Annotated in this window: 20 protein-coding genes and 2 pseudogenes; all 22 read right to left on the bottom strand. The window is 61.7% G+C overall.

Translation table 11 applies throughout. The features are described from left to right. Window positions 1-73: 73 nt before the first annotated feature. Window positions 74-928, bottom strand: coding sequence for a DUF2950 family protein (locus AC1DQR_RS06350; protein WP_477132739.1), 855 nt, complete (start codon window positions 926-928; stop codon window positions 74-76). 2 nt (window positions 929-930) lie between these two features. Further along, on the bottom strand, window positions 931-2,346 hold the full coding sequence (locus tag AC1DQR_RS06345) for a DUF3300 domain-containing protein (protein ID WP_477132738.1): 1,416 nt from the start codon (window positions 2,344-2,346) through the stop codon (window positions 931-933). A gap of 340 nt (window positions 2,347-2,686) precedes the next feature. Then, window positions 2,687-2,962, bottom strand: a pseudogene (locus AC1DQR_RS06340) (acyltransferase family protein); the annotation flags it as partial. Between the two features lie 268 nt (window positions 2,963-3,230). Then, the gene (locus tag AC1DQR_RS06335) at window positions 3,231-3,554 is read right to left on the bottom strand and encodes an SMR family transporter (protein WP_416048493.1); all 324 of its coding nucleotides are present in this window, start codon (window positions 3,552-3,554) and stop codon (window positions 3,231-3,233) included. A 2-nt stretch (window positions 3,555-3,556) separates the two neighbouring features. Beyond that, window positions 3,557-3,907 (bottom strand): SMR family transporter, encoded by a 351-nt coding sequence (locus tag AC1DQR_RS06330; RefSeq protein ID WP_416048492.1) that lies wholly within the window; start codon window positions 3,905-3,907, stop codon window positions 3,557-3,559. A 161-nt stretch (window positions 3,908-4,068) separates the two neighbouring features. After that, the gene (locus AC1DQR_RS06325; RefSeq protein WP_416048491.1) at window positions 4,069-4,461 is read right to left on the bottom strand and encodes an RT0821/Lpp0805 family surface protein; all 393 of its coding nucleotides are present in this window, start codon (window positions 4,459-4,461) and stop codon (window positions 4,069-4,071) included. A 287-nt stretch (window positions 4,462-4,748) separates the two neighbouring features. Then, on the bottom strand, window positions 4,749-4,895 hold the full coding sequence (locus AC1DQR_RS06320) for a hypothetical protein (RefSeq protein WP_416048490.1): 147 nt from the start codon (window positions 4,893-4,895) through the stop codon (window positions 4,749-4,751). 382 nt (window positions 4,896-5,277) lie between these two features. Next, window positions 5,278-5,760: a TIR domain-containing protein gene (locus AC1DQR_RS06315; RefSeq protein WP_416048489.1), complete on the bottom strand. Its 483-nt coding sequence runs from the start codon at window positions 5,758-5,760 to the stop codon at window positions 5,278-5,280. A 3-nt stretch (window positions 5,761-5,763) separates the two neighbouring features. Continuing rightward, a pseudogene (locus AC1DQR_RS06310) lies at window positions 5,764-7,106 on the bottom strand (SIR2 family protein). Between the two features lie 111 nt (window positions 7,107-7,217). Next, window positions 7,218-9,179 (bottom strand): phospholipase effector Tle1 domain-containing protein, encoded by a 1,962-nt coding sequence (locus AC1DQR_RS06305; RefSeq protein ID WP_477132737.1) that lies wholly within the window; start codon window positions 9,177-9,179, stop codon window positions 7,218-7,220. Beyond that, a complete protein-coding gene (locus AC1DQR_RS06300; RefSeq protein ID WP_416048486.1) occupies window positions 9,176-9,706 on the bottom strand; it encodes a DUF3304 domain-containing protein in 531 nt (176 codons plus the stop codon). The genes AC1DQR_RS06305 and AC1DQR_RS06300 overlap by 4 nt, the downstream gene beginning before the upstream one ends. A gap of 149 nt (window positions 9,707-9,855) precedes the next feature. Then, complete coding sequence (tssM, locus tag AC1DQR_RS06295; protein ID WP_416048485.1) at window positions 9,856-13,710, bottom strand: type VI secretion system membrane subunit TssM; 3,855 nt, start codon at window positions 13,708-13,710, stop codon at window positions 9,856-9,858. 13 nt (window positions 13,711-13,723) lie between these two features. Next, complete coding sequence (gene tssL, locus AC1DQR_RS06290; RefSeq protein ID WP_416048484.1) at window positions 13,724-15,145, bottom strand: type VI secretion system protein TssL, long form; 1,422 nt, start codon at window positions 15,143-15,145, stop codon at window positions 13,724-13,726. Next, a complete protein-coding gene (gene tssK / locus AC1DQR_RS06285) occupies window positions 15,142-16,482 on the bottom strand; it encodes a type VI secretion system baseplate subunit TssK (protein WP_477132736.1) in 1,341 nt (446 codons plus the stop codon). The genes tssL and tssK overlap by 4 nt, the downstream gene beginning before the upstream one ends. Before the next feature lie 4 nt (window positions 16,483-16,486). Next, a complete protein-coding gene (gene tssJ / locus AC1DQR_RS06280) occupies window positions 16,487-17,026 on the bottom strand; it encodes a type VI secretion system lipoprotein TssJ (RefSeq protein WP_416048482.1) in 540 nt (179 codons plus the stop codon). A 3-nt stretch (window positions 17,027-17,029) separates the two neighbouring features. Next, a complete protein-coding gene (locus AC1DQR_RS06275) occupies window positions 17,030-17,311 on the bottom strand; it encodes a PAAR domain-containing protein (RefSeq protein ID WP_416050475.1) in 282 nt (93 codons plus the stop codon). Window positions 17,312-17,527: 216 nt separating this feature from the next. Beyond that, window positions 17,528-19,204 (bottom strand): T6SS phospholipase effector Tle1-like catalytic domain-containing protein, encoded by a 1,677-nt coding sequence (locus AC1DQR_RS06270; RefSeq protein ID WP_416048481.1) that lies wholly within the window; start codon window positions 19,202-19,204, stop codon window positions 17,528-17,530. Continuing rightward, a complete protein-coding gene (locus AC1DQR_RS06265; protein WP_416048480.1) occupies window positions 19,201-19,935 on the bottom strand; it encodes a DUF3304 domain-containing protein in 735 nt (244 codons plus the stop codon). The genes AC1DQR_RS06270 and AC1DQR_RS06265 overlap by 4 nt, the downstream gene beginning before the upstream one ends. Further along, on the bottom strand, window positions 19,932-20,387 hold the full coding sequence (locus AC1DQR_RS06260; RefSeq protein WP_477132735.1) for a DUF3304 domain-containing protein: 456 nt from the start codon (window positions 20,385-20,387) through the stop codon (window positions 19,932-19,934). The genes AC1DQR_RS06265 and AC1DQR_RS06260 overlap by 4 nt, the downstream gene beginning before the upstream one ends. A 138-nt stretch (window positions 20,388-20,525) precedes the next feature. Then, window positions 20,526-20,984, bottom strand: a complete 459-nt coding sequence (yiaA, locus tag AC1DQR_RS06255) for an inner membrane protein YiaA (RefSeq protein ID WP_416048478.1) — start codon at window positions 20,982-20,984, stop codon at window positions 20,526-20,528. A 257-nt stretch (window positions 20,985-21,241) separates the two neighbouring features. Then, entirely contained in the window at window positions 21,242-21,961 is a 720-nt protein-coding gene (locus AC1DQR_RS06250; protein WP_477132734.1) for a DUF4123 domain-containing protein, read from the bottom strand. 14 nt (window positions 21,962-21,975) lie between these two features. Continuing rightward, window positions 21,976-24,459 (bottom strand): type VI secretion system Vgr family protein, encoded by a 2,484-nt coding sequence (locus tag AC1DQR_RS06245; protein ID WP_477132733.1) that lies wholly within the window; start codon window positions 24,457-24,459, stop codon window positions 21,976-21,978. Window positions 24,460-24,566 lie beyond the last annotated feature (107 nt).

Below are 24,566 nucleotides of genomic sequence, written 5' to 3'. Positions count from 1 at the left end.
AATGGCCCCGTGTGTTTCGGCTTACGCGCTCGCCCAACATTAGCGAGCGGGTCAAGGAGAGCCCGCTTCAGCCCTACTCCACCTTCTCCCAGCCGGCGTCCGGCGCGAACACGCTCATGGACTTGGCCCGCGAGGTTGTGCCGGCGCCAAGATCACGCTGGTACAACGTGCCGCTGCTGTCGAGCGCGAAGGTCTGCGTGCCGGTCTTGCCATACGCCACCGGCCAGGCCAGGAACACGTATTTTGCCTCGCTGCCTTTGCCAGGCATAACGATGCGGTAGTGGTAGCCATGGAACGCTTCGGCGGCGGGCGTATCGGGGCCCATCACCAGCGCATCCGGCCCCAGCGGGCTTTTTTCGGCATCGGAGTCGGCGGGCCAGTACAACCCGTCGGTCTTGCCGGTGCGGCTCACCAGGCGCCTGGCATAGCTGCCGCCGCCAACTTCCTTGGCGTATTGCTGCTGCGCATCGGACAGTTGACGCAGCATGGCAATCGTCTCCAGCTCGTTGCGCCCGATGCGGCGGATACGTAGTTCCTGCTGGCCTGCGTGCAAGTCGAACTTCCAGCCATTGCCGGCCTTGACGATCGGAACCGGGAACGTCCAGCCCGATTCGCCCACGGCAAGCTTTGCCTCTTTATCGCTGATTTGTTCGATGGCGTGTTGCTTCGCCCAAGCGGCAAGGAAGGCATAGACGTCGTCGCGCCGCACGCCGCCCTCCGGCAACAAAGATGGATATTGCGGCCCCAGCACCTGCTTGAGCGCATCGCTATCACTGGTGGCAATGGCATCGGCCAAGGCGTTGGCCGCCGCATCCGGCGTGGGATACGCTTGCTGGGCCAGCACAGGAGCGGCCAGCGCGAGCGTTGCCGCGGCCACCAGGATGCGCAGCCCACGCGCGGTTTGGGCACATAAGATTTTGCGCATCATGCTTATCTCCGACCATGGCCACCAAGTCCACCACCGCCACCGCCGAGTCCACCACCCCCGCCGCCGCCGCGTTGCGGTGCGGCAGCCCTGGGCTGCTGGCTCTGCTGGCGGGCCGGGGCCGCGGCCTGGCGTGCGCTGCCAGTGTCTCGCGGGGTTGCCGCGCGCTGCGATTGCTGCTTTACCTTGTCGCCATTGCCCGCGTCGCGCAGGGCGCTGTCGCGGTTGGCGTCGCGCGCACGGTTGCGCGCATCGGCCTGGTCGGCGCGCTGCCGGTCCGCGCCACTTGGCTTGCGTGCCTCGCCGGCCCCGCCGCCGCCCACGTTGCGGCCTTGATCGGCACCGCCACGCCCGCCCGCGCGATTGCCGTCCGGCGCGCTGCCGCGCGACGCCGCCCGGTTTTCTCCCGCGCCGCCATGGCCAGGGATGGACGCCCCGGTGCGGCCCTGCACCGACTGCGCTGCGCGCTCACGCTGCGCGTCGCGTGAGTTCGGCGCCGCCGGGCGTTGCCCTGCCCCCGCCCCCCCTGCCCCTGCCAGCTGCCGGCTGGACAGGCCCTCCTGGCGCTGCTTGTCATAACGGTTGCTAACGTTCGGGTTGTTGTACGGCACGTTGCCGCGGTGCGCCGGGTTGTGCTGCCAGCTCGTGTTGCTGCTGTTGACGTTGAGCCGGTTGTTGACGTTCACGTTGTTATAGCGATTGACGTTGATGTTGACGTCATGGTGGCCCCAGTTGAAACCGCCCCACATCGAGTTGACCGCGGCAACGCCCAGCCCGAACCCGATTCCGGCGACCACGGCCGTGGCGAAGACCGAGCCCGGTGGCGGCGGGTAATAAGCGGGGGGATAGGCGGGGTATGCCCATGCGCCATAGACCACGGTGGGGTTGTAGGCCGGTACATACACCACCTGCGGGTTGGCTGGCTCGATCTGCACGATCGTGGTGCCGCCGGTGGTCTGCGTCACCACCTTCTGCTGCTCCGTCGTCTTCAGGCTGCCGGCCTTTTGCGCCTGCACGCGCAAGCGCTGCACCGAATCCATCACGTCATTCGGCTGGTCCAGGAACGCGTTGCCAATCGACTGCACCCACTGAGGCTGCCGGCCCATCATGTCCAGCACAGAGGGAAACGCCGCCAGGGATTGCACGCTGGGATCCCAGGGCTCGCCGGCCACGGCTTTGGTGGCCGCATCCCCGGAAAGGCTGGGATTGGACCGGGACCATGCTGCCGCGGCCGCTACGTCCTCTGGATACGTTGCTGCCATGAGGATCTGCGACAGCAAGGCATCCGGGTAAAGTGCAATCGGCGCCGTGAGCTGGTCCAGTTGTCCATGGTCCAGCCTGGCCTGCGCCAGCGACGGGCCGGCCGGCAATAGCATGACCAGCCCCAGCCACCAAGCGGCCAACACTCTTAATCGACGCATTTTTGCCTCTCCACGAAAAGACAGACACCGGCCTCAGCCCGCCCAACGGCACCCCGCGGCTTCTACGGGAACCCAGCCTGCCAGCACGATAAGCTGTCGCCCGCGCGCCTGGCAATTCAGTATCTCTGTGGTCCACCTTAAACAAATTGATGAAACACACAGAACGAATCTAGAACATCTTGCGGAGATTGCCCCACTTTTCCCGCTGCTTTCCCGCCGCCTTCCCGCCGCTTTAGCGCCTGCGCCACGCCCATGGATCGTGCGATCGAGAGAATTCATCTCGTCACAAAGGAAATTGAATGGCATGGCGGTGGCGCAACCGCACTGCAGGTTGACCACGCACGGCGAGCAGCAGGAGTAGGCACGGCACGATGCGCGCCACCCGCAGGCCGTAGAACGCCCGTGCATCGATGTTGCCCAACCTGCCCCAACGGCGCTAGGCATTCAACGTGATCAGGAAGCCCGAGACGACGAAGAACATCGTCACCCCATAGTTGCCATTGCGGGCAACGGCGCGTACAGCTTCCCAGCCAAACACGTTTGCCAGCGTGGTGTCATTCAGGCGGTACGCGATATTGAAGTGATGACAGAGATGAAATGCGATGACTGACACCAAGGTGTCGCGCGGATCGCTGCYGACCCGCGGGCCGGCACGCGGATCAGAGTGCTTGCGAAGCCAGGATGGCGGGCAGCTCTTTCAAGAACGCATCGCGCGCCCATATGCCGGCAGCACCTTTCTCCAGCTTCTCGTCCTGGATCAGGCGAGCAAACACAAGCTTTCTCGTCCCTTTCGTTGCCCACCCGACGAATCAGCCATAGGCATGCGCCGGATCGTACGATCCCTCACTGATCGGCCGGCGTCTGGCTAGTACATTGCGCAGCCGCTATTCGACCAATGAGAGAACGACTACAGCCACGATCACAAAGGCGATCCCTATCCATCCGATCGGCTTCAAGCGGTGCCCGAAAAGTAGCCGGCCGCAAATTGCGGTTCCCAGAATGCCGATGGCGCCCCACATTGCATAGGCGACGGCGATATCCATGCTCTTAATGGCCTGGCCCAGTAAGAGGAAAGCTGCCCAAAGGAGCAGGATTGCACCAACTCCCCACCAAGCCTTTCGAAATCCATCGGATTTCTCCAGCATCATATTTGCCACGATATCAATCGCAGCCGAACCGCCAATGTACAGTATCGGGAGAATTTTCACGATTAGTGTTCCTCTCCGAGTGCCACGCACGCGATACCAATCAGAACCATGCCAAGCCCAAACATTTCCATGCCTGAAATGCCTTCCTGGAACACAAACACGCTCACCAGTGTAAGTGCCGCAAGGCCAACGCCTTCCCAGACAGCATAAGCAATACCTACAGATATCTTCCGAATGGCATGTGAAAGCAGATAATATGAAACCGCCAATGCGACTGCCATCACCAGATAGCCGGTGTATCCACTTCCCCGGGCCGCATTTGCCATAAATGATGTGCCGGTGACCTCCGCCACAATGGCAGCCAAAAGAAGTGCCCAGGCAATTGCTATTTTTTTATTTTTACCCTCGGCCATGGCCGTTTCCTTTATTTTAATATCTTGTGTGGCTACGGATCGGGCGCGAGCCGGGGCATCGCCTCCTGGTGAGAAACCGCCCCCCAAATCGCGAAGGCGGTTGGCCAACGACGCGAAATATGCCAGACCGCGCCACTGCGGATGCCGAGCCAGACAGGTGCTCAACCGTCGCTGAGCTTGCGCGAGCGCCAGCGCCCGTCGCCCTGCTTGCAGAACCAGCCGGTCCAGTTGTCTTCCTGGTCGGCGCGTTTCAACTGAAGCTTCAGTTGGCGACAGGACTGGCCTTTATCGGTCTTGCCGTTCATCGGCGTTATATTTCCCTCGATCGGCTTGCGTTTCCCCGACGCCGGGTAGGTCCATGGCACCACCGCACCGTCGGCGCCATCGTCCAGCGTCTTGCTGACCGTCTTGTATAGTGCGGCCGCTTCCTTTTGGCTCATGCTCCCGATCACGGTGCCATGGATGAACGTGTCGAAATATGCGAGAGCCGGCGCGGCCGGAACAAGCGTGACGGCGCAGAGCAGCGCGCGTCGGAGAAACAGGCGAAGCGACATTAGAGATATCCTTAAGTGGAGCGCTGAAAGAGCGGGGTGCATGACCCGGCGAACGTCTGCCGGCAGGGACCCCAGCTCTTTGCAGAACATGAAAAAGCTGCCTATGGTAACGCAATAGCCATCCATGATACGAGGGCGTGTCGCAAGCGCTAGCCTGCATCCCCACAAGGGGGGATTTTGCCGCGGTTCCCGGCGCGCCGATTTACCGCGGCTACATTCGCACGCAACCGCGTTGACCAATCAACGGGAAACACCCTCGCCCTTGCCGGTGGGCGCACCATCAGCATTCAGAGCCAGCCTCGCACGGTAGAAACGAGCCAGGCAATCCCCGCGACGGCAACCAGAAGGAGATGGAAAAGATTGAACCAATGGGGGGCGGCATCCATGCCGCCAGCCGTCAGGCTCTTGACAAAAGCTCTCAGTAGTTTCTTCATGACACCTCTCATACGGCGGCATCCGGCCGCGCTAAGTGGTAATCGATCGACCAACTTCGCCCCGCGCGCTGGTACTGGCCGGGCTGCCTGAAGACACCACTTCCGGCGGTCAACGGAACTGCGCCCCAAGAGGGTCGGCCCCACAGCGGGTCGCCGGTTCGCAAAGCTGGCTGTGGCCGTGCTGGAAAAGGAACGCCCCCTGCCTCCCGGCGCGTCCCCTGACCATCCCCGCAAGGACTGAAAATATGGGAATCGCGCCTCCATTTGAGGCGACAACAAAGACTGCACGCGCCTGGGGTTCCAGTCGCGTGCAGCGATCGCAGGCTACGTAAGTGCCTCCGTTCTGAAGTGGCGCCTATTCGCCTCTCCCAACGCTATGGCCTCAGGCGCGCAAGGCAATGGCTTCCTCAATCCATGCCTCCAGGTTCTCCTTGATGTCGTTGTATGCGTTGTCAGCCTTAGGGTTCTTGCATGGAATGGTTTTCATTTTCCCGTCAGAATCTTTGAACTGGATTCCTTCGAACGGGCTCGAACCCTTTTTACCCTTGCCCTCGTTCGGGCACTTCAGATTATGAATATGGATACCAAGCAATCCACGCCCATCCTCCCATGCCTTCTTGATCTCATACTTGACCCATGGACGCGATGCCGTATGCTCCCCGATCAGTACGACCACGCACGAGCGGCCATCCATATTCTTGTTTATCCACTTCTTGATTTCCGCATCACCGCCCCTCTTCACCGTTTCCCAATCATTGACCGAGACCGGTTCGTTATCCTCAAGCGAGCCGATATTCCTGATCTGCTGGACCCGCATCACATCGGCGCCGAAATGAAAGCTGTAGAACGTTCTTCTTTTTGGCATGGTTTACCTGTTAAGTTTCTTGATAATATCGGTCATCTTGCTGACCAGCGTGTCGGCGGTAGCTTCCGCTTCCGCCAACTCCTTTACCGCGGGGAAAATCCAATCAACTTCCCCGTAGTAATGCTTTGGGTCGGCTTCAATCATCGCGTACAATTCGCGCGCGACGTACTCGGTGGCGCCAACGGGTATAGGGATCAGCCCTTCCTTGATAGCGATCTCGAATTCCCGCTTCACACCTCCAGCTGAAGCAACCTCCCCTGCCTCGCCCATCTTGTTGCCGAACACGAATATGGCAACTCCGGCCAGTGAAATCATGCGATGGCGATATTCATCCCATAGATCCGCCAGCTTCTTTTCACCGGTTTCGAACTGCGGGAAAGGCCTGATAATCAGCTGATCCTCGGAGTACCGTTCCGGATATTCATAGACGGCTTCCAACGCGCCATTGATCACCGCGCTGCCAACCCCCACCCGAAACCATTGACGACCCGAAATCCCGAAGTAACAAGGCCCTTGCTCAGGCGATGAACAAGTTTCTGGGCCTCGTTACGGTCCCACTTTCCATACACCTCCGCACTGCCGGAGACGAAAATCGTTTTCTTGCGGAACCTGTGCTCTATTTCCCTCAAGATATCGACGATGTCACTATAATCATCAATCAAAAGCACGCTGATCTTATAGCGTTTGAGGTCGGCGATCCGGAGTTCCTGCTTTCTCTGCTTGTAATGAAAGATGTCATCGTCTTCATCTTTCGACTTGGCCTCCCGCTTCATGAAGCAATAATGCTGCCGCTCACCGGGCTGAAGATTCAATCTACTCAGCACATAGTCGAGATTAGGATCGGTGAAACTAAACCCGATAAACAGGAACGTCCTGGAAACCAAGTCACCGCTAAGCGCCGTGATAAATCCAGCATGCGTTTGATGATAAGCCTCATACTGCTCTTTGATGATGACCGCATCCGCAGCGGAGTGAACATCGCCATGCATCTTGTAAACGACGACATCACGCTTTGGCCGCGTATTTGCAAGCTGCTTGGCATCCTTTTTGACATCCGCGATCTTTAATGCATCCTTGAGAGAATCCTCAATCAGCGTGTCGTAATTCGTGGTCCRGTAGATTGGAATAGGCAAACGCGTCAGGATCTTGTGCGTCTCCGACAGCTCGCCCTGATGTGAAAACTCTTCCAGTATTTTCTTTGTAATTCCGGATCGGTTGCCACGATGATTCACGTGATACTGGGCCAGCGATATCAGATCGTGCTCCTTATCCACGCTCAGTCCGAGCTCAGCCGCAATATCACTGAGGAGCGATGGCCAGTCCACATAACCCACGCTCTTCGACATGCCAGCGCCCGCAAAAATCGCGACGTTCTTGTTGGCCAGGTCCGTGACAAATTCCTTGATGAAGGCCTCGATGGCGCGATCAAATTTCATGTTCTTCTCGATTGACATTCTTTACATCTCGCTAAAGATGGCCCGGTCCCGCAGGTAGCCACCGCCCTCCCGCCGCGTGCTGGTCTGGCTCACGATCACCCAGTCGCGCAGGTCTCCGACATCCGCATCGGTCTGCACCGGGTAGACGGCACCAATCTCGGCCTTGCAAATCGCCCCCTGGCCAACCTCCGGCGATGTCATCCGGCGGTCGATCCAGGCTTGGTTTTCCTTGTAGATCTTCAGCTCGAACCCGCCGAGCGGCCGGTTGGCCACATGCTTGCGGCACACATTCTCGATGGCGGTGTTGCGATCGAGCTCGGTCACGGCCCCTGCCATGTAGAAGCCCGCCAGCGAGTCATGCATGTGGTCCTCGAACGACGCATGGGAGCCATCCGGCGGCGGCACAGGATCTTCAAAGTGCGACATCGCGGCGGTCTCGAACGGCGTCAACGCTTTGGCCATATTGGCGGCGAGTACCTGCATCAGGTTGGCCCCGGCACGCTCCTGGGGCGACAGCATGAGCGGGTTGCGATCCCCATAAGGGGAACGATGGGGCGCGGCCCGGTATCGCACCGGCACCAGATCGCCCTTGAGGCGGTCATTTGATTCCTGCAGGTCGGTCTGGTCCTGGGGATTGGACGCGAGGTAGAAAGGACGCTGTTCCAAACGCCGCAGCAGCCACGCACGCCACTGGAAAAAGCGCGCGTAGTGCTGGCCGAGCTGCTCGTTGCAGGGGCCGCCTTCGCAACGGCTCCACCGCATGTACTGGTTCCAGACCTGCACCATGTCGGGGTCCGCCTCCAGGTCGGCTCGCACCTTGTCTTCCATACCCCAAGTCTGGGTAAGCGGCACGCCAGCCAGCAAGGCCGCCTTGTACATATGCAGCAGCGGGATCTGCGACATCAGCGAGGGCAGGCCATCCCGGGCCTTGCCCTGGTCGCCCGCCCCATAGCCGCCCCCCACGTCCGAGTGCATGCCGGGGTACAGCACCTCCTCGACGTTTTGGCCGCCGACGATCCGCGTGACCGGGAAATTCATGCGCTGCTCGTGGGCGGCGATATAGTGAACCGTCTTCTTCACCAGCGCGGGCAGAGGCTTCAGTATCTCCGCGGCCCAGCCGGAGTGGCCGCTGGCCAGCCAGCGCGGCAGCCCGAGGGAGTGGTGCATGGAGTCGCTGGTGCCCACCGTGGCCACCGAGTCGAACAGCCCGAGGAAGCGGATATCCGTGTCAATGCCGGCGAACTTGCCGTCTTGCAGCGCATCCTGGAACCAGTAGCAAAAGGCACGCGCCTGGACCGCGCCGCGCGAGAAGCCGAACACCGACACGGACACGAACGGGATCCGTGGCAGCCGCTTGACATCGAGCCTGGCGCGCAGCTTCTTCGACAGTTCCTGCGTCAGCGGCACGAACCAGTCCTTGCGCTTGCGCGGCGGGACCTCCGGGTCGGGCCGCTGCAGGTGGTCGACGCGGCGCTCGTAGTCCTTGATCTTCGCGGCGATCTTGTCATCGTCCATCATGGACTCGCCGCCAAAGGCCGCCCGGTGCACGGCGTTGTGGATCTGCAGCAGACCCCACAGGATGCGGGCCTGCCCGCCGGCGGCGAATGCCCGCCCGTAGGTGCTTTCGCCCATCTCACCAATTTGCGGGAAGGGCGTGCCCACGCCTGGCAGGTAGACGCGATAAAAGTACTCGCCCTCCCCCGGCTTATTTCTCTCTTCAGCAGGATAGGCATTGTGCAGGCGAACGATATTGCTATGAAAGCGCTTGGCAGGTTCCGGCTTTTTGTAGTCCCGCTCCATATTGTTGTTGGTGCCATCGAAGAACAGCCCCACGTTGACCAGGATCTGGCAAACTGGCTGGCGCGCTAACGTGCAGGCGGGCTTGGTCCCCAACACGCGGAGAACCTCGCGCGGCGTCAGGCTGCAGCATTCGGCCGGATCCGGCGAGAGCGCGCGGTCGGGGGCAGCGATATAGCGCTTCATCGTTGGGGCTCCTTCACTTCGTTTGGGTCAACCGGATAGGGAATGGGGTGATTGAGGCTATGTGAGTCGTAGCGCGCCGACACGACCACGCGGACCACGTCGTTCGGGAAGATGTGGGCATAGATGGTGCCTGCCTTGGTGTAGGGCTCGACCTCGGCCACCTTGGTCTTGATGACATCGGTCCTTCCCTCCGGCGCGTTCCAGCTCACCTTGACCTGCATGCCGGGACGGTAGACCCGCGGCACGCCCACGCAACACGTTCCCGACGTACTGCCGTAGGCATCCATGTTGCCGCCCCATTGCCCATCAATAGAGAACGAATGGATGTACTTGGCGGTGTGATTGACCCCGCCTAGCGAGGCATAGACAAACTTGTCGGAGTGGTCAGTCGAGATGCCGCTGCCGCCGGTACAGCCGGCCAGCAGCCAGGCCAGGAGGGCCGCCACCCGGCCTACGTTGCATCGGGTCATCGCCTGCCGGGTGCGGCCCCACTGGGCCAGATCATTCTGCGGGGTCTTCTGTCGCATCTCTTCTCCTGACGCGGGAGGGCATGTGTTGCCTGAGTGGAATCGTCCGGGGTACGCCGCCGCGCCGCCGCTATCGGGCCCGGCGGCGCACTGCGGCTAACAAAGCCCGCCCGTGCGGGCCGCTTTGCCGCAGACCTGCGGCACCGTGATCAGCCCGACCTCCCGGGGCATTGGAAGCCTTGCAGCAGGCCGGTGGTCCATGGATTGGCGAGACTTCCGGTATTGATGTCGAGCTTGGCCTTGCGGCCATCGAAGTCATACTCCGCCAGGAAGTGGCTGGCGGTGGCAGAGCCAGCAAGCTTGCCCTTGGCGATGACACGCATCAGTGCCCACGGGCCGTTGGCCGTCAAGGTCGAGGTATCCGGGCGAATTCGCGGACTGGCGATGATCTCGGCCGCCTGCCCGCCGCGCGGGCCAGGCCAGGTCACCTTGAGCGGAATCACCGGGCCGTGCACGTAGCGCTGGCTCTGGCCATCGAAATCCATGTTGAGCTCGACGATCTGCGGATCGAGCTCAACCACCTTCAGATCCACCTTCCACGCCATTTTCCTGGCGCCCGGTTCGCGGAAGAACACCTCGCGGATCTCCTTGGCGCGCTGGAACGGGACCAGGCTCGGGCCGGCGACCGGCGGCACGTCCGGCGCGGTCAGCCTGTAGCGCCAAGGCGAGATGGTGGTGTCCACGTGCGGGGCCAGCACCTTCTGGAAGAAGTCATCCAGCACGCCGCCGGTGGCGAAGACGCGGGCGAAGTCCTCCGGGTCGACGTCCTGCGCCGAGGTTAGCGTGAACGGATACTTGCCGTCGATGGCGCCGCGGCAGGTCTCGCCGATGACTGCGTCCATCTGGGCGATCAGGATGTCGCCCACGCCCTTGTTGACGTCCCGGGTGCCCTGCACCACCAGGTCCGCCAGCACCGCCTTGAACGGCGCCGGCAGCTTGGCGGCTTCCATGCGCAGTTGCTCTCCGGCATCGGCCGGGGGTGGCAGGTTGCGGGTATTCAGCGCGTTGTTGGCCACCACCAGGCTGGTGTAATAGGCGTTGACCATCCCGGCGATGGCATCCAGCTGCGGCTTGCCGCCGGCGGCCTGCGCGCCTGGGGCCGTCGCATCCGCCTGGCCGGTGACCACCTCGCGCAGCGCGGCGAAGCGGTTGTCGACCACCTCGCGTTCCTGGCGGGTTTCGGCACGCGCGGTCAGGGCGTTGCTCTTGTCGGGCGTCTTGTCCAGCATGGACAACGCCTTCTCCGCGAGAGACTTGTCCTCGGGGTCCAGCGGGCGGCTGAGCGTGGTTTCCTGCACCGCCACCCGGCCCAGCCGGGCCAGCGGCGAGTCCGGCGCGGCGAAGGTGCGCAGGATTTCCAGGTCGAAGGCCAGGTTGTTGCCGGTGACCGTACGGATATCGCCCAGGAATGCCTCCCAGTGCTGGGCATACTCGTTCAGGTACAGGCGCCGGATCTCGCGCGTCAGCGGATCGTCACCGGTCAGCTTACCCGCGGTGCTCTCAAGCGTTTTTTTTTGAGCGCCGGGCCCCGCCCCCCGCCCCATCACCCACGCATCGATCGCCTGGGCCTTGCCGACGAACTCCGGCAGCCGCGCATTGAACAGGTCGTGGTAGCCGGCGTAGGTGAAGATCCCGGGGATGCCCCGCTCCAGCGGCTCACCGCTCGCGCGGGTAAAGACCGTACCGGCCTGGGGCCCCACCGCGCGCACCAGCGTGAAATCCTGCGGCGCCTCCTCGATCATGGCCGCCTTGGCCCGATCGTACAGGCGTTCAATGGAAGTACTGCCGTCCAGAAAATCTCGCGCCGAGCGGATCAGCACCTCGTTCCTGGCGTAGGGCGACTGCACCGCCCGAGTACCGTCCAGCAGGCTGTCCAGGTGCTCGATCACCGCCACCCGGCCGCCGAAGGCGTCCGCCCCGTTGCCCGTCGCCCAGTCGCTTTGCACCCAGCTGCGCACGTCGGACGCGTTGAACTTGTCCTTGTCGTGGAACATCAGGTAGACCCGCAGCGTATCGTAGACCTGCTTGGTGTCACGCTGGCTGACGGCGGTAGACAGCACGGATTCGATGCGGCGTACCAGGTATGGCACCAGCAGGCTGTCCTCCAGCATGGTATGGGTCCGTGTGGCCGCACCCAGCAGGGGTGGCACACAATAGAGCCCGTAGCGCCAGTCCGTCGATGGATCGGCAAGATTCAGCCCGGTGTACGCGGGCAGGTCGCGGGCGGCGGCCAGCACCCCGGGCATCCCGTCCGGCTCGGCCTTCTTGTAGTACGCGGTCAGCGTGGCGGCCAGCGCCGTGGCCTTCTCCCCCTCCGCGCCCAGGTAACTCGAATTGTGGCCGAAGCTCTTGTACAGGGCGCCGACCAGCCACAGCAAGATCACCAGCGTCAGCGCATGGCCGAGCAGGCCCAGCACGCGGAAGTGAAACTCCCAGCGCAGGTTCGGCTTGACCAGGTACGCCTCGGGCACGAGGATGCGCCTGACTACTTCCTGGAGGAAATAGCTGCGATTGCCGATCGCCTTGTTCTTGTCCACGGTGATGCCATCGCCAATGCCTGGATGGTCACCCAGAACCTGAAACCCGCCCTCCCCTCGTTCCAGCCTGCGATAGACGCCGCTATAGTCACCGACCACCGCGTGCTCCGACTGCGTCGCACTGGTGAAATACACCCCGCGCAGCATATGACGCCGCTCGGTATCATCGAAGCGCGAATCCAGGAAGATCTGCTCCACCATCGCCACAAGCGGCTGCGTCAGGCTCGTGAACTCTGTGCGCAGCATCGACAAGCGTCGGCGCCGGGCCGCGTCGAACTCATCACACATCCGATTGTTGATCGCCTCCTGCAGGTGCCGGGCCAAGCCTTCGATCTCGTCGCGGCAGCGCTCCAGCAGGTCAACCGCAGGTTCGCCGCGCTTGCGGTTCTTGTCCCCGTAGGGGAGCGTGAAGCCCCAGGGCTGTGCGCGCCCCTCACTTGACAGGTCCTGGAAATACTCAGCAAAGCCCGCCAATTGATCGAGCTTGGTAATGAGCACATAAACCGGGAACCGGATGCCAAGATCTCGCCGCAGCTCCATCAGCCGCGCGCGCAGCATGGCTGACTGCGCCACGAGTTCGTCGGGCGAGCGCGTAAGCAGGTCGGTAATGCTGATGGTGAGCAGCACGCCATTGATGGGAGCCCGCGTACGGTACTTGCGCAATAGCCCCAGGAAACCCTGCCACTCGGCCGGATCGGTTGTGGGACTCACCTCATGCGTGGCATACCGGCCAGCCGTGTCAATCAGGACCGCATCGTTGGTGAACCACCAATCGACATGAACGGTAGCCTTGTGCGCACGTGCGGCCGCGCTCATCTGCTCCGCAATGGGAAATTGCAGGCCAGCATTGAGCAACGCCGTCGTCTTTCCCGCGCCCGGTGATCCGACCACCATGTACCACGGCAGTTCGTACAGGAAGCGCTTGCCCTCGAGCAAGCCGCGAAGTCCCCCCACGCCGCGCATCCCCTTCAGTTTCTGCACCGCGCTCTGCATGGCCTGATCGATGATAGCAATATCCTTCTTTGCTACCACCTCCTTGGGCTCTCCGCCAATCCTCAGAACCCGCTGGAGAAACAGGTTGTCAGTGCGGGCACGCCTGATCAGCAGATACAGCGCATAGGCGGCGAACAGGAAGACGATGACCGATATCAGCGCGATGCGCACCGAGGCCGGCGCCAGCGGCTTCCCGGCGCCAACAGCCAGCAGCGGCCCCGCGTGCCAGATCAGCAGGCATAGCGCTGCGGCGCCAACGGCAGAAATCGGCAGGCCAACCAGCCAGAACAGTAGCAGCGTCATCAGCAGCACAATGACCGCGACGCGCATGCCGACACCGGCCAACGGGTGCATGCCGTTGAAGCCGAGGAGCGGACCGATGAACCAGATGGCCGCCGCCACGACCAGGACAGCCAGGAGCGCGAATGCCTGTCGGGAAAATAGCACCGCGCCAATACGTTTCAGAAATTCCATCCCTTGACCCCGGTTACTGCGTCACGACGATCTCAACCCGGCGATTCTTCGCCCGGTCGGCTGGCGTCTTGTTGCCCGTGAGCGGCTCGGTATCGCCCTTGCCGATCGCTTCGAGGCGCCCTTTGGCAACCCCCTTGCTCGCCAGATACTCCGTCACCGTGGCGGCGCGCTCCTCCGACAGCGCCTGGTTCGATGGATACCTGGACGTCCTGATGGGTATGTTGTCGCTATGGCCGATCACTGTCACCTTTCCGGTTACCTTGTTGATCTCCGCGGCCACCTTGTCTAGCAGTGGCAGGATCTTGCTACCGACCTCGGCCCGTCCGCCGCCGAACATGTCATCGCCGCGGAAGGTGACAGCACTGCGCGTCACATCCTCCGTCACGCTGACAACCCCGCGCGCAATTTCCTCCTTGAGCAGTTCAGCCAGGCGCAGTGCCCTCGGCGGCTCCGGCGGCGCCATCTTGCCGATGGCAAGGATCTGCTGTTCGACTTCGTGCGTACGGACCAGCAGTTGGTACTTGAACCAGGCGAACAGCCCAAACAACACCAGCGCCGACACGGAAACCGTCACCCACACGGGCAACGATCGCAGCGGCCTCAGCCGGCCCGCGGGCTCGCCACGCCAGTGCGGGGAAAGTTCCCGCGGTACTTCCCCCCGCTTGCTGGAGACGAGACTGAACAACCGTTTCCGAATGGCATCCAGCTGCTGGGGCCCATCGGTCTGGCTGACGTAACGGCCGATAAACCCCAGCGACAGGACCTGGTAGAACATCTCGATCAGGTCCAGATGCTCATCGGGGCTGGCCAGCAACCGGCCAAGCAGCAGGAAGCACTTGTTTCCGCCTTCGGTATCCTGATGCAAGCTGACGAGCAAGCTGTGTTGCGGCCAGCCGTCTCCCCCCCATGCTTTGCTGTGCGCGGCCTCGTCCAGGGCTGTGCAAAGCAGGTAGTGCGCACCCACGACGTGCTCACGCCGAATGTTGGCGCGCTCGCAAAGTTGCTGAAATCCCTGCAGTTCTTCCACCAGGAGGAAGCGCAGCGCCAGCGCAGCATGCATGTCAGGCGTCGCTTCGCCAGACTTCGCATCGCCAGACTTCGCCTCGTCGGGTTTCGGTTTGTCAGGCGTCGCGTTGCCAGGCTTCGGCGCTTGCGTCACCGGCAGTTTGTCCGGCATGCCGGCCAGCGCCAGCATGAGCGGCTGCGCAGCTTCCAGCAGGGGATTCGGCGCCTTCCCGATGCGCGCGAGTTTCTGCTCAGGGGTCTCTGGCACTCGCCATTCCCACGGCCTGCGTGGCGGGGAGGCCGGGTCGGCCGCGGCAGGCCCGGGGCTGGGCGTGCGCTTTTCCTCGGCCGGCGGTTGCTGGCCGTCCTGTGCAGAAGGCTGGATCTTGCTATCTGGCGCCAGTGATGGCGGATCGATTGGCTTGTTCATCGCACCCCCCAAAGTTCAAGCCGCAGCCCGGGAAAGTGGCCCGCGACGTGCATGGCAAGGCCGCCGAAATGCGCGACCTGCTCCCACAGCGGATGGCTCTGCGCCAACTCGAAATAGACCTGGCCGGCATTGAACGGGATCTGACGCGGTGGCACAGGCAAGCCCTGCAGCGGAATCCCTGGCAGGTGCGAACGGATCAGCTCCGGCACCCGCTCGGCTGGGCCCACCTTGACCTGTGCCGGAAACTGCTGGTTCAGCACATCGGCGGGCATCTGAGCGAAGACGGCAAGGACAAAGGTCGAGAAGCGCTGAATCTCCGCAGGCTCCAGCACCGCAAGCCGGAAGCCGTGCGGCTGGTCGCGCAACGCGATACGCTGCGCCCCACGTTCCAGCACCACGTTGAGCAGATAGCGCAGATCGTCGACCAACGGCTTGATGCAGGTATGCGGCTCGCCGTGCAGGTACGGCTGGTACTTCCGCGGGCGGCGTGTGTCGGTTCGCACAAAGGTCGAGARCTCTCCCGCCAACGCGCAAAGGTGTAGATAGAGCGTTTCCGGTGACGCCGCCTTGGCGTCCAGCAAATGCGTCAGTACCGGCTCATAGCGATTGAGCAGCTGCAGGATGAGGTATTCCGATATTTCCGCGGCATCCCCGCCTCGGGTGCTCCCCGCGGTGAGATTCCCTGCCATCGAATTGGCGCGCAGATGCAGCAAGCCGTGGATTTCCGTCAGCCACGTCATCAGCTGGCCGCTCGCCGGGTACACGTTGACGGGCGGTATCAAGCCCGGGTCCAGCTTGGCACTGCCGTCAGCCCGGATCTCCGTGACCCTCGCCAGCGGCAACCCGATCCACGACTTCGTCAGTTCCTTGCCTGGAAGCAAGCGCAACCGCAGGTCCGAAAGCTGGACCAGCTTGGGGCCCTGCGCAATCGAGTTCGCATCCAGCAGCTCTTCCTCGAATGCGCGGTATCGCGCCAGCGAGTCCACGGCTTCGCCGAAGCTTGTCTCCTCCGCATTCGGTGTGCGAATCGGCACAGCCAGATAGATGACCTCGTTCAGGTGCTCATGCACAAGCGCCAGCGGCGCGGGGAGCATGGTGTGCGCGGGCGCATCAAAGGGCGTGCCATCCTGAAACACACCCGCCGCGCCGGACACCACCAGTTTTCCCAGCGTGAGCGCTTCCGCATCGATCCCATAGTGATGGAAGCCCCAGAAAAACGGGCTCAAGGCAGCAGCGCGCTTGTGAGCGTAGAGCTCAAGATAGCGCTCCTGCTGTTGAAATAGCTGTGGGCGCAGGAAGAGCCCTTCGCTCCAGACGACTTTGTTGTACCAGCTCATGAAATCAGTCAGGTTTAGTAATTGTGATGGTCTGCTGGTCCAATGCGACTTGCAGCTTGATCTTGCGCGCCGGAACGACGGCCCGGTACCAGGCGATCTCCGGTGCCGGCGGCAACTTGAAGATGGAGCGCCAGGTGGCCTGGCCAAGGTCCCGGTAGCCGACCAGAAAACCGATTGCCTTGGTGTGCGGATTCAGCTTGCGCTCGATATCGCGCGATTCTCCCGGGCGGAGAATGAATTCATCCCGCACCAGCAGGTCCTGCGTCAGCAGCGTCTTGTCTGACTTATCCAGGGAGAAATAATCGGCATTCTCGAAGGCGGTCTCGGTCTTGAGTTCATAAACGCGCACCAGCACAGGAGACGCCCGCCCCTTGTCGTCGGGATTGACCGTCGACTTCGCCTCGATGGCGAGATCGAGCTTCATCTGCTCGTTTTGGGCCGGAGCGCTCGCGCACCCCGAAAGCAGCGCGAGTGCAAGCCCACCTGACGCCAATAGCGCGCGCCGGTATCCGCTAAGCAACGGCCGCTCCATGATTTGCGCCATGCCTTACCCTCCGACGACGCCCGGCAGGCTGCCGATCAACTGGCAACCGCATTCCGTGCGATGACTGTCCAGCGCCGCGGGCCATCCGCCGATCAGGAATTTTTCGTCACCTTCCACAATCTTGTTGATTCCGTGCGGCCGACCGTCCGGATACCGCTGCGGGCAATCCACCAGATCCCCCTTGCGGGCGACCGGCCGTCCCCGCAAGAGATGTTTCTCCGAACCGGAGATCACCTTGCCACCGTGTGTCGTCGTGTCTCCGACGGTAATGAGTTTTTTTCCCATCATGCTTTCCAAAGTAAGAGAATTCCAATTCGCCGAAAGGCATCCACAAACACGCAGAGTCCTTGAATGAACGCCCGGCTGTGGATCTGCAGGATGTGCGTCAAGTCGCATCCGGGGATGCCGGGCGGCAGATGCGAGCCCGCCATAGAACAAAGATGTCGCTCGCCGCATCGCACCAAGCGACTTCTACGATCCCAGGCAAACTCCGAAGCACAGTTACCCGTTTTTGTCGAAAACCTTTCGGAATTTCATTAGCCCCATCCGATTCGCTTTGTACTCATTGACCCCCATGCCGATGAAGCCCGCCATCGAGTCATGCACGTAACGATCGAACAAGCGTTCCACCGGGGCCGACAGCTGGCTAAGATCGATGTTGTCGATGATCTTGTAGAGGTGCTGCAGGCGAATGTCGTTCGTCGCCGGTGACCACGGGAGAGCACTGTTTTTGGCCGCCTTGGGATCGTAGGACGGATCTGACGGAAGGACGCGATACAGCAACTCACCCAGTCGCACCAGCACCGTCGTAGAGGTGACATCCAGATATTCCTTGTGTGTGTCGCTTGCAGCCAGATACCAGGGCAAATTGCGATAGCTAGTCCGGTACTTGAAGCGGTAACTGAAATACAGCCCCATGTGCCGGATGTGCATGTCCTCCACCTGGCCGTCGCCGATCGCGCTGGCTTGCACGTAGTTGTTGAAGTCCGCGATCACCCCTTGCGCTGGCGTCAGGTCAGCCTGCGTGTTCTGCGGAAGTTCATCCCACAGCAGGAGCGGCACGCCGGCCCTGCAGGCTTTCTGGTACATGTTCGCACCGGGGATCGTGCTCATGAAGCTGTCCGGCGTGGGCGAAATGCCAAGCGCGCCCGGGGCATACCCACCCCCGACGTCGGAATGGGCACCGGGATACATCACCTCCTCGGCGTTGGCGGGATAAGTCGCGTGTACCCGTACTGAATCCAGCGGGAAACAAGCTCGCACCTCGTGACCCGCGACGTAGTGCACACATCGTTCTATGGCAGGGTGGATTTCCATCGTGTTGTCCGCCCAGTCCTGATGGCCTTCGAAAATGCCATTGCCGGTCAGGTCGGCCAGCCCCACCGATGCCACCGTGTCGAAGATGCCGAGAAAGCGCAGATGGATCGGGATGCCGGCAAACAGCCATCCGCCATCCTGTGGCTCGCACACCTCGAACAGCCAGTTTGCGAAGGTACGTGCTTGCGCCGCGCCACGTGAAAATCCAAACACCGACAGGTTGATTCTCTCGATCTTTGGCTTCTTTCCCCGCAGGGCGGCCTTGAGTTTTTCTTGCCATTGGCGCAGCTCGTTCTGACGCTGCCAGTTCGTGCTGAATTTTCCGGTTAGCTTGTCGATGATGGCTTTGCCTTGGTCATCAGGTATCAGACTTCCCTTGCAAAGGTAGTCGTATGGACTATTGAGGAGTTTGATGAAGCCCCACAGGATGCGTGCCTTACCCCCCGCAGCAGCGGCGCTACCGAGCATGCCGCCGGCGTCGCCGACCTCAGCGAAGGGCGTGCCCACGCCGGGAATGTAGTAGCGATAGAAACCCTCATCCGCATCGTTCTTGTGAGTATGGAAGAGCCTCACCACATTGCTGTGCTTGCGTAGTTCGGGCGGGAAGGACTCCGGCCGCTCGGGCGGCGTGCCGGCCTTCATGGCCTTCACCTGCTCCTCAGCCGGAATGCCTTCATAGTCTTCCAGGCGGTTGTTGCCGGTCCCGTCAAAGAAGATGCCCACATTGACTTGGCCGGTGCAGGCAGGTTTTTTGTCCATGGGCAAGGTGCGGGCCAGCGCCGCTGCCCGCTGCATCGCCTCGCGCGACGAAAGCGCGCGCAGGCCGCCAGTTGGGAAGAGCTCCGGGGATTTCGTGCTCATTTTTCCCTCCCTTCTCGCGGCGACGGATAGGGATAATCGGGATGCCCGGGCCTTATGGTCGTAACCAGTACCTTCACCTCATCGTTGGGGAAGAAGTGCACCGCGAAGCGGCCCATGTTCGCAGGCTTGTAGGGGGGCACCTCCACCACGCGCGTTCGCCAAGAGATCGGGCTGGCGTTACGGTCTTCCGTCCACTTCACAGTGACCGTCATGCCCGGCTGCCATTCCCTCGGCACGGAAATGCAGCAGACGAAGCTGCCGCCGCCCGCATGCGGGAGGATATCGTCGCCCGGGTACCCGTTCACGACGTACATGGCCACATACTGGTTCGTGTGGTTGTATCCCACCAGGTCCATCGCGGTAGCAGGGCTGCTGACAGCACAGGCTGTGCCCAGCATCGCCAAGGACACAGCAAGGCGGCAGAGAACAGACTGCACTCGAGTTCCCATCGACACGCTCCTGTGTTGGGTTGAGCTTGACTTCGGAAGCTTAGGGCGCACCCTGCCCCGCACCACCTTGACCTGTCCGCTGGCGCCAATAGCTTCGTAGTTCTCCTGCCGATGGTCGCCAGCGCCGTCGAAGACGACGCCCACATTTGCCTGTCCGGGACACGCGGCTGCTTTGTCATTGAGCAATGTGCAGGACGGCACCGCGATGCACTGCATCGCCTCGCGTGGCGGCAGCGCGCGCAGGCCGCCAGTTGGGAATATCTCAGGGGATTGCGCGGTCATTTCCGGACACCTTCGCTAGGATAGAAATGGTAGGGATAATCAGGGTGCCCGGGTGCTTTCGTTTTAACCAGCACCGTGACCTCATCGTTGGCAAAGAAGTGCACCGCGAAATGACCCCGATCCTTAGCCGTATAGGGAGGCACCTCCACCACCCGCGTCTTCCACGGGACCGGGTTGGCGTTTCGGTCTTCCGTCCACTTCACCGTGACCGTCATGCCCGGCTGCCATTCCCTAGGTACGGAAATGCAGCAAACGAAGCCGCCGCCGCCCGCATGTGGGTAGATGTTGGCGCCTGGATAGCCATTGACGCTATAGGCTGCGACATACTGATCCGTGTAGTTGTAGCCCACCAAGTCCATGGCGGCAGCCCGATTTGCCATGGAACACGCGGCGCACAGCACGACAGCTAGCTGTGATAGACGAACGGAAATCTGTTTCCATCTAATGTTCATGCGAGCTCCGATCTCGGGCGTAACTGGCAACGTACGTTGCTACGATTCCAGCACCTTCAGGCACCGCATTGGCATGCGTGCGCCAGTAAGGGCCATCCCCGTGTGACGGCTTGGCGACCGTCGAGAACAACTTCGTACCTATCGGTCATTCCCTGGGTTTTCCTCCGGGAGCCGCACCAGATCGCTCTCGATGACGTGCGGCATGGCCGCCTGGATGTCGCGCGTGTTCTTCTGCACGGCAATCGCCCCGAAGAGCGCCAGGGCGAACGACATGCCATAGAAGCCCTTTTCGCTCAACGCCAAATTGGCGTTGAATAGCCCGACACACAGCAAGAGGACAGCCAACAGCACTGACACCCAGCTCAGGCCGTAGTAGATCGCCGTTACGGGAATGCCCTCAAGCTTGTCTCGCACGCTCTTTTGAACCGAGACAGCGGCAAACAATCCATAGACAAGCACCGTAAAGTAGTAGCCGCGCTCATTCAGCTGCATTTCCGCGTTGAACAATCCAACAAGGAATGCGAGAAATCCTGCTAGCAAGGCGGCCCATGAGGACGCAACGAAGGCAAACGAAGGCTGTTGGGTAGTGTTTTTCATTTCACGTGTGTAAATGGGTTGGCGATACCGATGGATGCCGCACAGGCAAGTGCTACAACGTAACGGGGTGCCTTGGCTAGCTTGAACAGCTTCACTGATTGACCGCATTGACACCATTGACCGCCTCGATGGCTGCGGCGAGTTCCCCACGCACCCAGCCCCGCTCCGCGATGAGTCGGAGGAGCTTCGGGTTCGTCAAGCCCTTGTGGTCGGTCCTTGTGTCAAAAATCCCCAGCGCAAGGATGTCCGGGAACGCGTCAATCTCCTGGGCGCGTGCAAACTCGCACACCGCCTTGATCTTCTCGAAGAATCCCGCCTTCGCCGTTGCCGGCAAGATCCCCGGCAACCTGCCGGAACATGGCGTCGATGACCGAATCAGGCTCGCCTCGCTCTAGCAGCTTGTTAAACTCCCGCCGCCCGAGCGCGAGCGGAAAGACAGGCGCGGCAATGGCCTCCACGACGGGGACCTGATCAAGCTGTCCTGCGCGATCGACGTACCACCATTCGCTTAGTTCATGGGTCAACGCCGCCCAGGATTCCTGACGGAGGACTTCCGGAAGCATCGGCAGCACCCGCGTGTCGGCAAAGCGCAGCAACAGCTTCTGCCCATCCTCGGTCGAGACGCGCGCGCACTTCTGCCAATTTGGCTTGAGTTCGGCGGCATTCCTGGATGAGGCCACAATGCTGAACATTGGCCGCCCGGCGCAATGCCGTGCGAGGCCAAGAATCTGCTCCCTCAACACCTCGGCGCGCTCCACGATCAGCGGGATAAGAAGTGGGGAAACCTCGAGCATGGCGTCCAGCTCGTCGCAGGCATACAGCGCTTCTGGCGAGCCGGGGTAATCGCGCCGGCCGCCATCGTGATCGAACGCACCATCCACGACCGCAGTCCAGTTTGCCTTGGGATTTGCCGAAACCAGCTCGATCAGCCTGGTGGAGACCTCGGCGAGGTTCAGTGGATCAACTGCGAAATACATGTATCCATCCCTCCTTAGACCGCGGCGAGCGCACTGCCCGACTTCAGTGCCTTGATGAAGCACTTGATGCAGAACGGCTCCGGTGTAACCGGCATCTGGATCGGCAAGCTCTGCTCTTCCGGCCAGGAGTGGTGCGCGGCGTGCGCGACGTATTTCCCCTCGGTCAGGTGCGTGATGCCGGCGGCCTCGTACTGGGTAAAGCTGCCGCCGCCCCCGATCAGCAACTGCTTCTTTGCAATGACGCGAATGCTGTCTTCAGTGCTGATGATGCTGATGCCAAGCTTCGCAAGCAGTCCCATCGTGTCGTTCTGGGCCTGAATTTCAATCGGGCCACGGCTCGCGAACAGCTTGATGCCGAACTTGTGGGCACAGATGGAGACCAGCTCCCTGACGCTGGCGAGAAAGCTCTTCCCGACATTGAGGGATAAGTGCTCGCCCGTTGTCAGCGATGTGTGGTGCTTGCTGTGCAAATGCGTGCTTTCTTCAGCGGTGGCCGCGATGCCGGCGGCGCTCGACACCACGACATGGGGAGACGTCAGTTCTCCGAGTGCCTCCCCGGATCCCTTGATGGCATCGTTCTGCTGCTCGATCGTCCTGGCGACGTCCTTCTGCTCATCGTGCTGCGCCTGGGAGTTGGCCGAAGCTTCCTCGAGGGCCTGGGCGATCTCCAGCGCGCCTTTGAGGCGGGTTATCGTCTCGCGCATATCCATGGCGTGGCCGCGGGCACTCATGCGTGCTTCGGTGCTGAGCAAGGCGCCCTTGGCCGAACGCAAGGCCATGTGGCCGTCGGTGCGAAGCTCGGCGCCCTCGCCGCGCTTGTCTTTTCTGCCTCCCGCATCGGGAATGCGGGCAATGTGGCCAACATTGAGCTGCGACAGCAAGTGGTCCGACGACAGCTGCGATTGGATTTCGCCCTGCGTGTCGTCCATTACCAGATGGTTGTGCCGGCCGCCGCCGATTTCCTTGGAGCGGAATCCAGATAGCGCATGCTGGCCCGGCAAGTTCCAGGGCGGCATGTTGAGCTGGTTCGGAACCCGCCCCACAATGATCGGCAGATCCGGATCGCCGTGCAGGAAGTCGACAATGACCTCCTGTCCAATACGGGGAATCTGGATGGCGCCGTACTGATCGCCGTGCCATGGCGACGCGACGCGCACCCAGCAGGAGCTGTGCTCGTCGCGTTTGCCGTACATATCCCAATGCAGCTGGATTCTCACGCGACCGTACTGGTCCGTCCACACTTCCTGAGACTCGGGCCCGACAACGGTTGCCGTTTGAGGTCCCGTTGTGCGGGGCCTTGGCTGCGTGCGGTCCGGGCGGAATGTTTCCGTGGTCGGCTGCACCTCGAATTCCACCGCGCAGCGCCAGCGCTGGCCCTGGCCGCTCTCCTCAGCGACTTCCTCGAGCAACAGCTTTGCCGCCTTGACCAGGTATTCGCAGTTTGCGTCCTGCTCGGGATAGCGGGCCAGCGTGAACGTACAGCCCGTAACGACGCCACGCAAGCTGCCCCTTCCATAGGCACGACGGCCGTGCTGCCGCAATTCCTCCATGCGGATGCGGGCGATCATCTCCCCTTCCTGCCACGGGTCGTTGCCGGTGGCGCGCTGTGCATGATTGCCAGGCCATTCGTAGATCTCCTGATCGCGATGGCCTGTCTCGCGAGGCTGGTGGGTCTTTACGGTGAGATCGRCTCGTGGCTTGACGAAGTCATAGTCGTTGGAGCGCCATTTGCCAGACACCAGCTGGTCGACGACGGTGAAATCCGAGATATGCTCTTCATCCACCCGGGCCGCGGCCGGATACCATTTGATCGTGTGATAGGCGCTGCTCGTGAATTTCCTGAACGCCCCATTGCCGTCGGTCAGGATCAGACGGTGATGCCCCTCGCTATGTTCGAAGAACCACGCAATCCCCCACTCCTGCGTGATGCGCTGGAAGAACTGGAAATCGGTCTCGCCATACTGGGTCCGGTACTCGCGTCGAGGATACTGGACCAGGCTGAGCCGCTTTTCGACCGGGAAGTTGTAGTCCGCAAGCAGTTCATCGACCACTTCGATGACGGTTTTCTGCTGGTAGGTCTTGTAGTCCATGGTCAACGTGGCAAGCCAGAGCCATGGCCGCAGCACGAAGCGATAGACAAGGTGGCGGCCCTCCGGCGTCGGGCCGGACACCCGCGTCACCAGGCCGGTGATCTCACGCTTGCCGGCACCCAGCCGCCCCTCCAGACCGGTGCCAGCGCCATCCAGCTCGATCTCGATTGTCAGCTCACGGCCTTCAAGGGCCTGCTTGTCGAGATTGGCGCCCGGCCCAAAGTCGAAGTTCCGATCATCCGCCGTCTTGAGTTCCAGTTCGTATTCAAAAAGGTCGCAAAGCGGATCCCTGCCACTGACGCGCACCACTGTCAGCGCCGGCTGCCCCAGCACCTCGGGAAGGCCAGGTCCTTTGACCGTGACGGTACGATGACTGCCGAATCCGGGGATGCTCCGGGACGAACCCATCTTCATTCTCCTGTTTGGCGCGGACACAACCGCTTTGAATACGAATCGCCTGCGGCAACAATCGCCTGTGGCAAACGAAAATTGCCGTCCATCCGTCAGTGCCATGA

It is taken from the genome of Cupriavidus sp. 05L411 (assembly GCF_056398045.1).
The sequence above is the reverse complement of the archived record's forward strand: the minus strand, read 5'-3'. Positions and strand labels throughout refer to the sequence as shown.

What these genes read in the sequence shown, in the direction of transcription:
- AC1DQR_RS06350 (WP_477132739.1), bottom strand. Translation starts at nt 928, where the DNA reads ATGATGCGCAAAATCTTATGTGCCCAAACCGCGCGTGGGCTGCGCATC.
- AC1DQR_RS06345 (WP_477132738.1), bottom strand. Translation starts at nt 2,346, where the DNA reads ATGCGTCGATTAAGAGTGTTGGCCGCTTGGTGGCTGGGGCTGGTCATG.
- AC1DQR_RS06330 (WP_416048492.1), bottom strand. Translation starts at nt 3,907, where the DNA reads ATGGCCGAGGGTAAAAATAAAAAAATAGCAATTGCCTGGGCACTTCTT.
- AC1DQR_RS06325 (WP_416048491.1), bottom strand. Translation starts at nt 4,461, where the DNA reads ATGTCGCTTCGCCTGTTTCTCCGACGCGCGCTGCTCTGCGCCGTCACG.
- AC1DQR_RS06320 (WP_416048490.1), bottom strand. Translation starts at nt 4,895, where the DNA reads ATGAAGAAACTACTGAGAGCTTTTGTCAAGAGCCTGACGGCTGGCGGC.
- AC1DQR_RS06315 (WP_416048489.1), bottom strand. Translation starts at nt 5,760, where the DNA reads ATGCCAAAAAGAAGAACGTTCTACAGCTTTCATTTCGGCGCCGATGTG.
- AC1DQR_RS06305 (WP_477132737.1), bottom strand. Translation starts at nt 9,179, where the DNA reads ATGAAGCGCTATATCGCTGCCCCCGACCGCGCGCTCTCGCCGGATCCG.
- AC1DQR_RS06300 (WP_416048486.1), bottom strand. Translation starts at nt 9,706, where the DNA reads ATGCGACAGAAGACCCCGCAGAATGATCTGGCCCAGTGGGGCCGCACC.
- tssM (WP_416048485.1), bottom strand. Translation starts at nt 13,710, where the DNA reads ATGGAATTTCTGAAACGTATTGGCGCGGTGCTATTTTCCCGACAGGCA.
- tssL (WP_416048484.1), bottom strand. Translation starts at nt 15,145, where the DNA reads ATGAACAAGCCAATCGATCCGCCATCACTGGCGCCAGATAGCAAGATC.
- tssJ (WP_416048482.1), bottom strand. Translation starts at nt 17,026, where the DNA reads ATGGCGCAAATCATGGAGCGGCCGTTGCTTAGCGGATACCGGCGCGCG.
- AC1DQR_RS06275 (WP_416050475.1), bottom strand. Translation starts at nt 17,311, where the DNA reads ATGGGAAAAAAACTCATTACCGTCGGAGACACGACGACACACGGTGGC.
- AC1DQR_RS06270 (WP_416048481.1), bottom strand. Translation starts at nt 19,204, where the DNA reads ATGAGCACGAAATCCCCGGAGCTCTTCCCAACTGGCGGCCTGCGCGCG.
- AC1DQR_RS06265 (WP_416048480.1), bottom strand. Translation starts at nt 19,935, where the DNA reads ATGACCGCGCAATCCCCTGAGATATTCCCAACTGGCGGCCTGCGCGCG.
- AC1DQR_RS06260 (WP_477132735.1), bottom strand. Translation starts at nt 20,387, where the DNA reads ATGAACATTAGATGGAAACAGATTTCCGTTCGTCTATCACAGCTAGCT.
- yiaA (WP_416048478.1), bottom strand. Translation starts at nt 20,984, where the DNA reads ATGAAAAACACTACCCAACAGCCTTCGTTTGCCTTCGTTGCGTCCTCA.
- AC1DQR_RS06250 (WP_477132734.1), bottom strand. Translation starts at nt 21,961, where the DNA reads ATGTATTTCGCAGTTGATCCACTGAACCTCGCCGAGGTCTCCACCAGG.